Source organism: Desulfovibrio sp., from assembly GCA_016208105.1.
In the GTDB taxonomy this organism is placed as follows: Bacteria; Desulfobacterota; Desulfovibrionia; order Desulfovibrionales; family Desulfovibrionaceae; genus Fundidesulfovibrio.
Genome location: JACQYS010000027.1, coordinates 33571 through 46929 on the forward strand (window position 1 = coordinate 33571; position 13359 = coordinate 46929).

The 13359-nt window shown below is 58.9% G+C and carries 13 protein-coding genes; 10 read left to right on the forward strand and 3 right to left on the reverse strand.

What is annotated here, in order from left to right; genetic code table 11:
• Positions 1-349 precede the first annotated feature (349 nt).
• The 10 genes from HY795_16720 to HY795_16765 all read left to right on the forward strand — a co-directional run bounded on the left by HY795_16720 (position 350) and on the right by HY795_16765 (position 10987).
• Positions 350-1147, forward strand: a complete 798-nt coding sequence (locus tag HY795_16720; protein MBI4806861.1) for a sulfite exporter TauE/SafE family protein — start codon at positions 350-352, stop codon at positions 1145-1147.
• 124 nt (positions 1148-1271) lie between these two features.
• Positions 1272-2366 (forward strand): pyruvate carboxyltransferase, encoded by a 1095-nt coding sequence (locus HY795_16725; GenBank protein ID MBI4806862.1) that lies wholly within the window; start codon positions 1272-1274, stop codon positions 2364-2366.
• A 590-nt stretch (positions 2367-2956) separates the two neighbouring features.
• A complete protein-coding gene (gene pta / locus HY795_16730) occupies positions 2957-5053 on the forward strand; it encodes a phosphate acetyltransferase (GenBank protein MBI4806863.1) in 2097 nt (698 codons plus the stop codon).
• Positions 5054-5075: 22 nt separating this feature from the next.
• Positions 5076-6287: an acetate kinase gene (locus tag HY795_16735; protein MBI4806864.1), complete on the forward strand. Its 1212-nt coding sequence runs from the start codon at positions 5076-5078 to the stop codon at positions 6285-6287.
• A gap of 225 nt (positions 6288-6512) precedes the next feature.
• Entirely contained in the window at positions 6513-6941 is a 429-nt protein-coding gene (locus HY795_16740) for a hypothetical protein (GenBank protein ID MBI4806865.1), read from the forward strand.
• A gap of 114 nt (positions 6942-7055) precedes the next feature.
• Positions 7056-7379, forward strand: a complete 324-nt coding sequence (locus HY795_16745; GenBank protein MBI4806866.1) for a cupin domain-containing protein — start codon at positions 7056-7058, stop codon at positions 7377-7379.
• 174 nt (positions 7380-7553) lie between these two features.
• Positions 7554-8189 carry a DUF2491 family protein gene (locus HY795_16750; protein ID MBI4806867.1) on the forward strand — a complete coding sequence of 212 codons (636 nt, stop codon included), beginning with the start codon at positions 7554-7556 and terminating at the stop codon, positions 8187-8189.
• 13 nt (positions 8190-8202) lie between these two features.
• Complete coding sequence (locus HY795_16755; GenBank protein ID MBI4806868.1) at positions 8203-9198, forward strand: hypothetical protein; 996 nt, start codon at positions 8203-8205, stop codon at positions 9196-9198.
• Between the two features lie 19 nt (positions 9199-9217).
• Positions 9218-9979 (forward strand): hypothetical protein, encoded by a 762-nt coding sequence (locus HY795_16760; GenBank protein MBI4806869.1) that lies wholly within the window; start codon positions 9218-9220, stop codon positions 9977-9979.
• A gap of 237 nt (positions 9980-10216) precedes the next feature.
• Positions 10217-10987, forward strand: coding sequence for a sulfite exporter TauE/SafE family protein (locus tag HY795_16765; GenBank protein ID MBI4806870.1), 771 nt, complete (start codon positions 10217-10219; stop codon positions 10985-10987).
• A gap of 13 nt (positions 10988-11000) precedes the next feature.
• On the opposite strand, the gene HY795_16770 is transcribed toward HY795_16765, so the two are convergent.
• From HY795_16770 to HY795_16780, 3 genes are read right to left on the reverse strand one after another with little or no spacing between them, the layout of a single operon-like run.
• Entirely contained in the window at positions 11001-11702 is a 702-nt protein-coding gene (locus HY795_16770) for an ABC transporter ATP-binding protein (protein MBI4806871.1), read from the reverse strand.
• A complete protein-coding gene (locus HY795_16775; protein MBI4806872.1) occupies positions 11695-12435 on the reverse strand; it encodes an ABC transporter ATP-binding protein in 741 nt (246 codons plus the stop codon). The genes HY795_16770 and HY795_16775 overlap by 8 nt, the downstream gene beginning before the upstream one ends.
• Positions 12436-12482: 47 nt before the next feature.
• Entirely contained in the window at positions 12483-13355 is an 873-nt protein-coding gene (locus tag HY795_16780; protein MBI4806873.1) for a branched-chain amino acid ABC transporter permease, read from the reverse strand.
• Between the last annotated feature and the right edge of the window lie 4 nt (positions 13356-13359).

A 13359-nucleotide genomic window follows, 5' to 3' on the forward strand; every position in this document is an offset into this window, starting at 1 on the left:
GCATGCCAAAACTGTTATTTTTTGCCAAATTTGATAATTTCCTAGGATTGGCGCAGATGACAGAATCCCTTATGACCCACTAAATTACTGGATGAAAATAATGAGACAGATGAAACTTACATTTTTGTTGTCATTTTTGTAAGGTTCATGAAGGTGCGGATGTAACCCTCCGCCTGTCGACAACAGTTTGGAAAGATTATAAGGCGCGGCCTTTGGCAGTCCCGGACAACAGGCATGCCGGTTCAGCGCGGTACAGACCGCCCCGAACGCCCTCCCACGGTCAGTACCGCACGCCCGGGCCGAATCTCACTCGTCTCACGATGAGAACGACAAGGAGTATCCCCTCATGATGGTCATGTATCTTCTTCTGTATGCCTTAGCCGGCGCAGTTGCCGGAGTGCTGGCGGGGCTTTTGGGAGTGGGCGGAGGAATCGTCATCGTGCCAGTTCTGTCCATCCTGTTCGCCATGCAGGGACTACCTGCCGAGTACATGATGCAGATGGCGCTCGGCACATCGCTGGCCTCCATCATGTTCACCAGCATTTCCAGCATGCGCGCCCACCACAAGCACGGAGCGGTGCGGTGGCACGTGGTCAAGCTCATCACTCCCGGCATTGTCCTGGGGACCCTTGCCGGCTCCAAGCTCGCGGCATGGCTGTCGTCGGGCTTTCTCAAGGGTTTTTTCGTCTGCTTCCTCTATTATGTCTCCGTACAGATGTTCTTGAACCTCAAGCCCAAACCCAGTCGCGAAATCCCCGGATGGGGCCCCATGACTGGCGTGGGCGGGTTCATAGGCGTCATCTCTGCCCTGGTTGGAATCGGCGGCGGCACACTGACAGTGCCCTTCATGACCTGGTGCAACATTCCCATGCACCAGGCGGTTGGCACTGGAGCGGCCATTGGTTTCCCCATCGCGGTGGCCGGTACAATAGGTTTCATCCTCGGGGGATTGGGCAAGGCAGGGATGCCAGAGTATTCCCTGGGCTTTATCTACCTTCCAGCCATGCTCGGGTTGGTGGTGTGCAGCATGCTCACAGCCCCCACCGGGGCCAAGATCGCCCACAAGCTGCCTGTGGCCAAGCTTAAGAAGGTGTTCGCGGCCTTTTTGCTCATTATGGCCACCAGGATGCTTTTCCAAATTCTGTAATTTTGTTACCGGGGGGACAGAGGTATTATCCCCGAATGAACTCCCTGTCCCCCCGTCTCTCCTCTCATGATTTCGCCAAGCCGCTCTCTCTAAGCGGCATGATCCCGCCCATGGCGGTAAAGCCATGAAGATCATCGACTCCACGTTGCGCGAAGGCGAACAGTGCTTCGGAGTGTATCTCTCCACCCAGGCCAAGAAAGACATCCTGAGCCGTTTGGCCAGGCTCGGTGTGGACGAGGTTGAACTTGGCATCGCCGGCAGGGATGAGTCCGTGTCCGAACTCTCCGCCATGGCCCAAGCAATAGACAATGGACCGGAAACATCCGTCTGGGCGGCCTGCCGGGAGGACACAATCCGAACTGGCGCGGCCCTGAACACCGACTGGCTGCACCTTGGGCTGCCTGTTTCCGCCGCTCATATGGAGAAACGCCTGGGGCTTACCCCTGAAGGTCTCATAGAGCACCTTGAACGCCATGTGGAGCTGGCCCGCGCAGCTGGGAAAGCTCGTATTTCCGTAGGCCTGGAAGATGCCTCCCGCGCGGACCCGGAATTTTTGACCCGCGCCACCAAAGCGGCCAGGGACTCAGGCGCGGCCAGGGTTCGGCTTTCCGACACCGTGGGCTTGTGGCATCCCTTTGAAGTGGGCGAAGTGGTCCGTGAGTTGAAGGCTCTTGGGGGAGTGGCCATCGGCGTGCACTGCCACAACGATTTCGGCCTGGGTACGGCCAACGCTTTGGCTGGGCTTCTGGCCGGCGCCGACTATGCGGACGCCTCTGTCCTCGGGCTGGGTGAGCGGGCCGGCCTGGCCGCGCTGGAGGAGCTGGTCGCATACCTGCATTTGCGGTTGGCCGCTCCCTATCGGGTGGAGGAACTGCCCGGCCTCTGCCGTGCGGTTGCTCAGGCCGCAGGGATAGAGATCCCCCCTAGGAAGCCTGTGGCCGGGGCAGGCCAGTTCGCATGCGAAACAGGACTCCACGTGCATGGCCTTGCCCGGGATCCTGCCCTGTTCGAACCCTACGACCCCGCCCTGCTCGGGCTTTCGCGCTCAACCGCCCTGGGTAAGAAAAGCGGCCGCGCAGCAGTGGCAGCAAAACTCGCCGAGCTGAAAATTGAAGCGTCAACTCGCGACCTTGAAGCTCTGGTGCGCTCAGTAAGAACGGAATCAGAGCGCCTGGGAAGACCTCTAACGGACCAGGAGGCCATGCGCCTCCTCTCTTGACACGCGCCAATTCTCTCATATCTCACCCTCTCCAAGCGTCCCGCAATTCAGACTCGTCCGATTTTCCGGACAAGTTGCCGCCTTGCTTCCTTGACCACGGACCGACTGGGCTGATAATTTGCAAGCACGTTGACGTACCGCGAGTCCTGCCTGATTCTTTACATCCTCCCAATACCATGTTTTTTGGTATTGTTTGGTCTCACAGCTGGTTTTGTCTGGAAAACCGGGCTATGCTCCCAAACAATACCCTGTTCAACATATTGAAATAACAGGACATTGACAACATGGACCATCTGGCACGTTCCTTGTTATTAAGGATACTCTGTCTGTACAGGGTCTTAAGCCCTGGCAGAAGCGAATACGTGTGCGGACGAACATGACCAACCCCGCTCGACTGGGAGGCCCCTGGCCCTCCGGTCATCCTTCCCCATCTGTCTCCCCGCAAGTCCGGGACGCTTTTCCGCGCCTGGACCGCTCCACTGTTTCCTCCGGCCGATTCGCGGCCGGCGTGCTGGCTCCCATGCTTATCCGGCGGCATCCTTCCCTTCCCGCCGGCACCTTCCACCTCATACCCGACCGAGGAGACTCGCATGGCTAAAAACCTCTACATCATCGCCACCGAGGCCCGCAGCGGCAAATCCGCCATCTGCCTGGGCGTGATGCAGCAGTTGCTCAAGGACTTCCAGCGCGTGGCCTTTTTCCGTCCCATCATCTCCGGTTCAGCCGAAGGCAAGAAGGACCACGACATCAACCTGATCCTCTCCCAGTTCTACCTGAACATGCGCTACGAGGACACGTACGCCTACACGCTGGACCAGGCCCGGGACATGATCAACCAGGGCAAGCACACCGTGATGCTTGAAAATATCCTCATCAAATTCAAAGATCTGGAATCACATTACGATTTCGTGCTCTGCGAAGGCACGGACTTCGTGGGTGGCGACTCGGCCTTCGAGTTCGACATAAACGCCGAGATCGCGTCCAACCTTGGCTGCCCGGTCATTCTGGTGGCCAACGGCCACGACAAACCAGCGGACAAACTCGTGGCCGCCACCCAGATCGCCATCGACACTTTCGCGGAAAAAAATCTGGATATTTTCGCCACTATAGTGAACCGCGTGGACCCCGGTTTCGAGCAAAAGATACTCGACGGCCTGACCTGCAAATACATCGGCGGGCAGGACTGCCTGACCTACGCCATCCCGGAGGAGCCAACCCTGGGAAAGCCCACCGTGGGCGATGTGACCAAGTGGCTTGGAGCCCAGGTCCTCTATGGCCAGGATCAGCTGGACACCCCCATTGACGACTACATCGTGGCCGCCATGCAGGTGGGCAACTTCCTGGACTACATCAAGAAAGGCGCACTGGTCATAACTCCGGGCGACAGGGCCGATGTGGTGCTCGGCTGCTACGCCTCGCGTCTTTCCACTGCCTACCAGGACGTGGCCGGCATCGTGCTTACCGGCGGGCTCGACCCCCACATAAACATCAAGAAGCTCATCGAGGGATGGACCGGCGTTCCTCTTCCCGTTCTCCTGGCCGAAGGGCACACCTACAAGGTCGCCCGCATCCTCATGGACCTCTATGGGCGCATCGAATCAGACGATCAGAAAAAGATCGCCACGGCCCTGGGCACCTTTGAGAAGTACGTCAAGGGGGACGACTTCAGAGCCCGTCTTGAGGCCAAACGCTCCTCCAAGATCACCCCCAAGATGTTCGAGTACAGCCTCATCGACAAAGCCAAGCACCAGAAGCAGCACATCGTGCTGCCCGAGGGCACGTCCGGACGCATCTTAAAGGCCGCGGACATTCTGCTGCGCCGCGGCGTGGCGGACCTGACCATCCTGGGCAAGGAAAAAGACGTGCAGCCGCTCATCTCCCAGCTGGGCCTGGATCTTTCGGCTGCCCAGCTCATCGACCCGGCCGCCTCCCCCCACTTCGAGGAATACTGGAAGACCTACTACGAGATGCGCAAGGCCAAGGGCGTCACCGAGGAGATGGCCCGCGACCAGATGCTCTCCCCCACCTACTTCGGCACCATGATGGTACAGATGGGCCATGCCAACGGCATGGTCTCAGGTTCCATCACCACAACCCAGGAGACCATCCGCCCGGCGCTCCAGATCATCAAGACCAAGCCCGGAATGTCCATCGTGAGCTCCGTGTTCCTCATGTGCCTGGCCGACAGGGTGCTGGTGTTCGGCGACTGCGCCGTGAACCCGAACCCCAACGCCCAGCAGCTGGCGGAAATAGCCATCCAGTCCGCACACACGGCCACCGCCTTCCACGTTGAACCCCGCATTGCCATGCTTTCGTATTCAACCGGTACGTCGGGCGGAGGCGCGGAAGTGGACAAGGTGCGCGAAGCAACAAAGATCGCGCACGAAATGGCGCCGGAACTCATGCTCGAGGGTCCGCTCCAGTACGACGCGGCCATCGATCCGGAAGTGGCGGCACTCAAAATGCCTGGCTCTCAAGTCGCTGGGAAGGCCACCGTCTTTATTTTCCCGGATTTGAACACCGGAAACAACACCTACAAGGCCGTCCAGAGGGCCGCCCAGGCCGTGGCCATAGGCCCGGTGCTTCAGGGCCTCAACAAGCCGGTCAACGATCTCTCCCGCGGCTGCAGCGTGGAGGATATCGTCAACACCGTGGCTATCACCGCCATTCAGGCGCAACACGAATAGAGTTCTAAGGAGACGGTTTCATATGAAAATCCTGGTTCTCAACTGCGGCAGCTCGTCGCTCAAATACCAGCTTATCGACATGACCACCCAGGCCGTCATGTGTTCTGGCTTGGCCGAACGCATCGGCGATAACATGGGGCAGATCACCCACAAGGCCTACCCCGGCATGGACAACCAGAAGGTGATCTCTGTTGAAAAGCCTTTCAAGGACCACACCGCCGCTCTGGGCAGCTGCGCCGAGTTGATCACCGGCGGCGAAGCCCCTGTGGCCAAGCCCTCCGAAATCGGTGCTATCGGGCATCGCGTGGTGCACGGCGGCGAGGCATTCCGCCAGCCAACCATCATAACACCTGAAGTAGTGGAGACCATCAAGCAGTTCTGCGCCTTGGCTCCCCTGCACAACCCCGCAGGACTCATGGGTATCGAGGCCGCCACGGCGCTCTATCCCGGCGTAAGCCAGGTTGCGATATTCGACACGGCCTTCCACGGCACTATTCCCGACTACGCCTTTCTTTTCGCCATTCCCTACGAGCTTTACGAAGAATTGGGGATACGACGCTACGGCTTCCACGGCACATCTCACGGCTATGTGGCCAAGAAGTTGGCCCAGGTTGTGGGCAAGCCTTTCGAAAAGACCAGCTGCATAACGGTGCACCTGGGCAACGGCTGCTCCATGGCAGCGGTCAAGAACGGGCAGTGCGTGGACACCTCCATGGGCTTGACCCCGCTCATGGGCCTGATGATGGGCACCCGTTCCGGCGACGTCGACCCTTCCCTGCATGCTTTCCTGTCCACCAACAAAGGGCTCTCCATCGACCAGGTGGACACTCTTCTCAACAAAAAAAGCGGTCTCAAGGGCATCTGCGGCCTCAACGACATGCGTGACATCCACGCCGCACGCGAGAAAGGCGACAAGAAGGCCGAGTTGGCCCTCAAGATGTTCTGCTACCGGGTGAAGCACTACATCGGCGCTTACCTGGCCGCTCTGGATGGCTGCGACGCCGTGGTATTCACTGCGGGCATCGGCGAGAACGACGCCGACGTGCGCCAGGGTTGCTGCGATACCCTGGGAGCGGTTGGGGTGAAGATCGACCGCGACCGCAACTATGGCTTCAAGCGCGGGCAAATCACCAAGATATCCACCGATGATTCGCCGGTGGCCATATACATCATCCCCACCAACGAGGAACTGGAGATCGCAACGCAGACCAACTCGCTGGTGAACGGGAAATAAGAGGCTTTACAGCCGGATTGCTTCGTGATGATTGACGGGGGGCGGCGTGTCCGGCCCCCCGTTGTTTTTTCGCCACAAACAGTTAAAGGGCAAATACGTTAGGCACATACAATGGCTCCCATTCCGTTAATCACAGGGGCCGCCATGGCGGTTACGGGTTACGATGCCCAAGACGCTCCCGTCTGGGATGAGCAACTGCGACTTGCATACCTGAGGAGGATCAACATGTCGGAGTCCGAACAGCTGCGTACCCATCTGCAAAACTCTTTCAAAAAACTCTCCACTGCGGATGTGGAAGACCTGGGCGCCAAGATCGAGGTTGTCCGGGAAAACTACAAGTTCCGCTACGGCAAGCTCCTGGACTATGCCGAGTTCTTTGCCGGCGTATCCATCAGCGTGGAGTTGGAAAACCACAGCTCCTTTCCACGGGCTGTGGAAATCGAGGACCTCGGTGGCGGCAAATCCCTGGGCCGAATCTTCTTCAATCCCTGGCAACGAAAGACCATCAACATAATCACTTTGAGCGGCGGATTCGGCCGCATCCGCTACAAGACTCCAAAAATGGACTCTTTTGTGGAAACCCCCTTCCTGCAGGAAGGCGATGTCTACCGTTTTACCCATGCCCGGGCGCCCATCGCCGGACCAGCCGCGTAACAAACAGAAGCTTACCGCCGGGGAATCCTCCCACCCCGGCGGTTGTCCGCCGCGCCACGGCTTTGTCCCGGCAAGCCGGGCGCAGCCGCTTCCAATTCGTCAAGGAGGCTTCACATGGCTGAATCAAGGCCCGCCTACACCATTGCAAACAAGCAAAGCATCGCGCAATCCGCTGATGTCCGGGTCACCCTCATGACCTTCGACCCCGGGCAGGAAATCCCCTGGCACACCCACTCCAACGTCACGGACACCTCCTTCTGCCTCAAAGGGGACGTGGAACTCACCATGAGCGGTCCAGACGAAACCGTGCGGCTTACACCCGGGCAATGGAAACAGGTGCCTGTCGGCAGGGCGCACCGGGTGCGTTGCACCGGGCCAGGGCAATGTGAAGTTCTTCTGGTGCAGGGCGTGGGCGAATACGATTTCATGCCCGCCTGAACGCGGACCCAGCACTTGTTCCACACTTCATTTCCGGACGAATTCTGGTCTGGTCTTAAGTATCGCCCTGAAAACATGGACATGATTTCATAAAAATCTTGCCGTGTTGCCCCTTGCAAAACCCACCTCCCGTCCCTACATGCTATGAGCACTTCGCTTCCAAAAGGAGCCACCATGTTTTGGAATTCGAGCAAGGAGCCAAAGACCTACCCGGGTTTTCCCCAACTGCCCGAGCCGCTGCGCATCGGAGCCATCCTGGCCATCGAACCGGGAGAGGCGTTGCGCTATGAAGGTCTGGACCTTACCCTGCCGCTTCCAGCCGGAGAAATCGTGGTCGAAGCCGTTTCCGGAATGGAACTCTTCGGCCTCAAGGTCAGCCGCGCGTACGTCAAGACGGGTGAACGGCAGGCCATGTTCCAGTTCCAGCAGCAGAAGGACGGAACGCTCGTCGACGTGAATTGCTTCCAGGTCTACCAGGAGATTTATCCCGGCACACCCGACGATTGGGACACATGGCTTGGAGAGGGCGGTCTTATCGGAGGCCAGGACCTCAATTCTCCCTCCGGGGCCACTTTCGTTCGTGAATGGGGTGACGGTCAGTACGCCCAACCGGTGGAGGTGGCGGAGAATATTTTCACCGCCGCGGACCAGGCACCCATCGTGGTGAACCACAAGATGATGTTGTATGCTCGCGATATTGGCGGCGCCCAGGAGTACATGCTCGTCTCCGCCGACGAGGAACCCGGGCAGGCTTTGATACGGTGCCTGGCGGGCGTGGTCATGACGCCCCTGGCGCTCAAGATTTATTAAGGAGACGGTGGACATGCGACCCAGATCGATTCTGGCCTTGGCCGTGGCATTCATCCTTGTTTTCGGCCCTGCTGGCGCGGCCCTTGCCAAGAGCAGCGGGGGCGGTTCCCGCTCTTCTTCAAGCAGCAGCCGGTCCAGCTCTTCAAGTTCATCCGGTTGGTCCAGCTCGTCCAAGCCCAGCACGCCGACCCCATCGACTCCATCCGGAAGTACCTCCAGTTCGTCCGGCTGGTCCAGCAGCAGCAAGCCCGCCCAGCCCGGTCAATCGACGCAGCCTTCGGCCACCGCTCCGGCCCAAACCTCCTCCACACCGGGCGGATGGTCCAACACTGGCGGAGCGTCTTCGGCGCCGTCGGCCAAGTCGTCCGGCACTTCGGCTTTCTCGTCGGCCGGTTCCGACGCCGTGAAAAAGCAGGCCGCCACCTCTTCGTACCAGGGCTACCAGGGGCTGTACTCAAAATCGGGCAATGCGGTTCCCGGACAGGTCAGCACTGGCAAACCCATCCTCAACCAGAACAGGAGCTTCGGCTCCTACCAGGAGTACAACGGATACCGGGACAACTACTACGCCGGACGCGGCTGGTCCGCCCCCGGTTACGCCTTCAACAGCTTCTCCAGCTTCGGCATGTGGGACGCCATGTTCATGTGGTTCATGCTCTCCAACCTCACCTCAGGGGCTAGCTTCTTCCACAACAACCATAACGACCCTGGCGTCCAGGCCTTCCGCCAGGAAGCGCAAAAGCTTTCTGAATCCAATGCCGACCTGAAAAAGCAAGTGGCCGAGCTTAATGCCAAGCTCGACCAGATGAACAAGGACGGCGTTCCCGTGGACCCCAACGCCGTTCCCAAGGACGTCGACCCCAACGTCATGCTGGCCCAGCCAAAGATTGTCGAAGCCAAGGCCCAGGATTCCAAAAATTCATCAGGCAGTTTGTTCTGGCCGATCGTCACGCTGGTCGCGGTGGGTGGCATCGGCTATTTGATCTTTTCCAGAAGAAAAACCGCCTAACACTCCAAGGAGATAGTGAATGATCAGCTTTCTGAAACATTTTTTTGTTAAAAAAGCCGAAGATGTGCAGGCCGGCTTTGTGCAGATGCTTGTGGAGTTCAATCCGGAAACCGCTTCCGAAGCGGAAATCGCCACTCTGGATGAAGCCCTCACCAAGCTCACCCAGCAGATGGTTGCCGCGAAGCACGGATGGGAAAAGGAAGATCGCGAGGCCAAGGAGATTCAGAAGAACTATGATCTTCGGATGGCTGCTGCCGAACGCCTCCAGGCCAAGGCGGAAGCGGCTGCCGCTGATGAAAAAGCGCAGATCGAGGCCAGCCTTGCCAACCTGCTCTCAGAGCTCGAAAAGATGGCCCCGGAGATCGACCGGGAAATCAAGGAAGCCGCTGAAGCCAAAGGCTACTATGACGAGTTGGCCCAGGCCGTGAAGGCGGCCTCGGAACGGCTGAAAACCGCCCGCGACCGTTTGTCCGACGCCAAGCGTCGCATGGACGTGGCCAAGGTGCGCATGGAGCGTGCCCAGGAGCAGGAGGAGCGCGCCAAGGTGGTGGCTGGAATAAAAAAGCAGGCGGACTCCCTCGGCACGGCCTTTGACGCCATGTCCAAAAAGGCTGCCGAGATGGAGGCCAAAACCGAGGTCCACACCGAGAAGACCCAGCTGCTTACCCCCCCAAAGACCGAAGACCCCTATATCGCCCAGGCCCTCAAGGAAGCGGCCGGCGAGCAGGCAAAACCCGAACAGAGCCTGTCTGAGAGGCTGGCAGCCCTGAAGAAGAAATAAATCGAAAAGGGGCGGCCTCCGTACGGAGGCCGCCCCTTTTTCTTTTTCAACTCTCTTTTCGCTTCGTTGGCCTGGGCCATCTGGAAAAGAACAAATAATCCCCAATCCCAAACAACAGTATTAGACGCACCTTGAAGGCCCTGAGGTGCACATGAAGCTCCCTGATATATTGCGTCGGGCAATTTTCTCAGGTTGCACCGCAACCAGATCGACCAGCCTTTGTCTGGAGTGTTTCCAATGGACTACCTCCTCGTCTGTCTCATCGCCCTGGCCGCATCTGCCCTCACCCTGTTTTCCGGCTTCGGCCTGGGAACCATCCTTTTTCCCGCCTTCGCCTTGTTCTTTCCCGTGGATGTAGCCATCGCCCAAACCGCGCTGGTGCATCTGGCCAACAACCTTTTCAAGCTGTCCCTCTTCTGGCGAAATGCTGATCGTGGGACCATTATCCGCTTCGGCGTTCCAGCCATCTTCGCCTCCATGGCTGGCGCAAAACTGCTCACGTATTTGGCGGACGTGCCAGCTGTGTTCACGTATGTGCTCCTTGGCACTGTCCATGCGATTTCCGTGGTGAAGATCGCCCTGGCAGGCCTTATGGCCTTTTTCGCTTGGGCGGAATTGAAAGGCTCGATCAAGAAGCAGCCCGCTAAAGGCGGACTCGTGCTTGGAGGTCTCTTGAGCGGCTTTTTTGGGGGACTTTCCGGAAACCAGGGTGCCTTCCGCAGCGCCTACCTGCTCAAGGCCGGCCTTTCAAAGGAGGGATTTATAGCAACCGGGGTCGTGCTGGCGTGCGCAGTGGATACCACCCGCCTGTCTGTCTATGCCGGACACCTGCTCCGGCCGGATGTTACAGACGAGATGGGACTCGTGGTCAGCGCAGCTCTCGCCGCTTTCGTAGGGGCTTTTTTCGGCAAGAGACTGGTCAGCAAGGTGACCATCGAGACCGTGCGCCGGGTTGTCGCCTGGATGATGATCGCCATTGCGGCAGGCTTGGCCACGGGGTTGGTGTGAAACTCAGGTATTTCTATCCCAGATACGCCTTCTTCACCCGCTCGTCCCCTGCGAGCTTCTTGGCGTCGCCTTCGGCCACGATTGCCCCGGCTTCCAGCACATAGGCGCGGTGGGCGGTTCTCATGGCCATATTGGCGTTCTGCTCCACGAGGAGGATCGTGACGCCGCTGGCGTTAAGGTCAGCAATGATGTCGAAGATCTCGTGGACGATGATGGGTGCTAGCCCCAGGCTCGGCTCATCCAGGAGCAAGAGTTTCGGGCGGCACATAAGGGCCCTGGCGATGGCAAGCATCTGCTGCTCCCCCCCCGAAAGCGTCCCCGCCAGCTGGCCTGCCCGCTCCTTCAGCCTGGGAAACCGCTCGAAAATCCTGTCCATATCCTTTTTGATCACAGACGTGTCCGAGCGGATGTATGCCCCCAGCTCCAGGTTGTCCTGCACCGATTGCCTGGCCAGCACTTGGCGGCCTTCCGGGCAGTGAGCCACTCCAAGGCGCACGACCTTGTCCGGACTGAGCCCCGCCAAGTCGCGTCCTTCGAAGCGTATACTCCCTGACCTTAGCGGGACCAGGCGCGATATGGCACGCAAAATGGTGGTCTTGCCCGCCCCGTTGGCGCCAATCAGGGTGACTATCTCGCCTTTACCCACCCGGACAGTGGCATTGCGAACAGCCACCACAGGGCCATAGGCCAGGGTGACGTCCAAGAGCTCAAGCACCGGCCGTCACTCCTTCCTTTTCACCTTCCCCAAGATAGGCCTCGATCACGACAGGATCAGCCTGTACCTCTTCCGGCTTCCCCTTGGCGATGAGTTCCCCAAAGTTGAGCACGGCCACGGACCTGCACAATCCCATGACCATGGGCACGTTGTGCTCGATAAGGAGCACTGTATGGCCGAAGAGATCGCGTATCTCCAGAATAGAGCGCGAAAGTTCCTGCTTTTCCACAGGATTCATTCCCGCAGCTGGTTCATCCAGGAGTACTATCTTGGGCGACAACGCCAAGGCCCGGGCGATTTCCAGGCGGCGCCTCGCTCCATAGGGCAGGCTCGCGGCCTGTTCACCCATATGGTCGGCAAGTCCCACCAGTTTAACGAGACGTGCCGCTTGCTCCAGGGTTTCGCGTTCATGTTCCTTCGACGCCCTAGAACCGAAAACTCCTCCCCATAAACCTGTATGCGCTTTGGCGTGCAGGGGCACGCGAACGTTGTCCAGGACGCTCATGCCTCCGAAGAGGCGGATGTTCTGAAAGGTTCGGGCCAGGCCGGCCCGGGCGATTGTGGCCGGATCTTTCCCGGTAATGTCTTCGCCCAGAAAGCGAACCGTTCCAGCGCTAGGCTTGGTCAGCCCTGTGAGCATGTTGAAAAGGGTGGTTTTTCCCGCGCCATTGGGACCGATGAGCCCGAAGATTTCACCTTCCTCCACTACAAAGCTCACGCCAGCCACGGCCATAAGGCCGCCGAACGACTTGGAGAGTTCGTCGACCGCCAGGATGACGCTCACTTTCCGCTCCGGGCCAAAAGGCCAGCGATACCCCTGGGCATATACACACAGGCCACCACCAGCATGAGTCCGTTAAGGATCATGCGGGAGTCCTTCAGGGGCCGCAACAGCTCCGGCAGGCTCACCAGCAGGGCGGCACCCAAAAGCGCTCCCCACTTGGAACGCGCCCCTCCTATGAGCACATACGCCAAACAGGCCACAGCCGCGTCGAAGGTTCCTTGCCTGGCGTTCCAGGTGTTCAGGAAGGGGGCGCTCATGGCGCCCGTGACGCCCGCCAGGCAGCACCCGATGACGAATGCCTGCACCTTGCGCCATGTGACGTTGACCCCCATGGACCGTGCTGCCAATTCGTCCTCGCGGATGGAGAAGAACATGCGCCCCGTTCCCGAGCGCTCAAGCTTCCATATGAAGAAAAGTGTCAAGGCCAAGAGCGGCCCAAAGAACCAGACATAGGCAAGTCTACTCTCAAATGGCTGCGGGATGCCGAAAATGCCCACCGCACCTCCCGCGATGGGCATATTCAAGACAACCACCCCAAGCACCTGAACGAAGGCGATGGTTGCCAGGGCCAGGTAAATTCCCCGCAGCCTGAGCGCCGGGAACCCCAACACCAACGCCAAAACGAAAGAGAGTGCCAAGGCAACCATCCACTCTAAAGGATAGAGAAAGCCCCCTGCAAAAGCGCGAAACGCCGCGAGCTCCGGGTGCGTTCCCATTATGGCCGCCACGTAGCCGCCTAAAGCGTAAAACCCGATGCTGGCCAGGGACAGTTGCCCAGCCATGAGAGGAAAATACAAGCTGAGCCCAAGCAAGGCTTGCTGGATAATTGTCACAAAAAGGAAGCCGTAGCGGGCTATGAAATCATCCATTATG

Bases quoted from the DNA above. Each gene is read 5' to 3' on its own strand.
- HY795_16720 (MBI4806861.1), top strand. From the start codon at position 350: ATGGTCATGTATCTTCTTCTGTATGCCTTAGCCGGCGCAGTTGCCGGA.
- HY795_16725 (MBI4806862.1), top strand. From the start codon at position 1,272: ATGAAGATCATCGACTCCACGTTGCGCGAAGGCGAACAGTGCTTCGGA.
- pta (MBI4806863.1), top strand. From the start codon at position 2,957: ATGGCTAAAAACCTCTACATCATCGCCACCGAGGCCCGCAGCGGCAAA.
- HY795_16735 (MBI4806864.1), top strand. From the start codon at position 5,076: ATGAAAATCCTGGTTCTCAACTGCGGCAGCTCGTCGCTCAAATACCAG.
- HY795_16740 (MBI4806865.1), top strand. From the start codon at position 6,513: ATGTCGGAGTCCGAACAGCTGCGTACCCATCTGCAAAACTCTTTCAAA.
- HY795_16745 (MBI4806866.1), top strand. From the start codon at position 7,056: ATGGCTGAATCAAGGCCCGCCTACACCATTGCAAACAAGCAAAGCATC.
- HY795_16750 (MBI4806867.1), top strand. From the start codon at position 7,554: ATGTTTTGGAATTCGAGCAAGGAGCCAAAGACCTACCCGGGTTTTCCC.
- HY795_16755 (MBI4806868.1), top strand. From the start codon at position 8,203: ATGCGACCCAGATCGATTCTGGCCTTGGCCGTGGCATTCATCCTTGTT.
- HY795_16760 (MBI4806869.1), top strand. From the start codon at position 9,218: ATGATCAGCTTTCTGAAACATTTTTTTGTTAAAAAAGCCGAAGATGTG.
- HY795_16765 (MBI4806870.1), top strand. From the start codon at position 10,217: ATGGACTACCTCCTCGTCTGTCTCATCGCCCTGGCCGCATCTGCCCTC.
- HY795_16775 (MBI4806872.1), bottom strand. From the start codon at position 12,435: ATGGCCGTGGCTGGCGTGAGCTTTGTAGTGGAGGAAGGTGAAATCTTC.
- HY795_16780 (MBI4806873.1), bottom strand. From the start codon at position 13,355: ATGGATGATTTCATAGCCCGCTACGGCTTCCTTTTTGTGACAATTATC.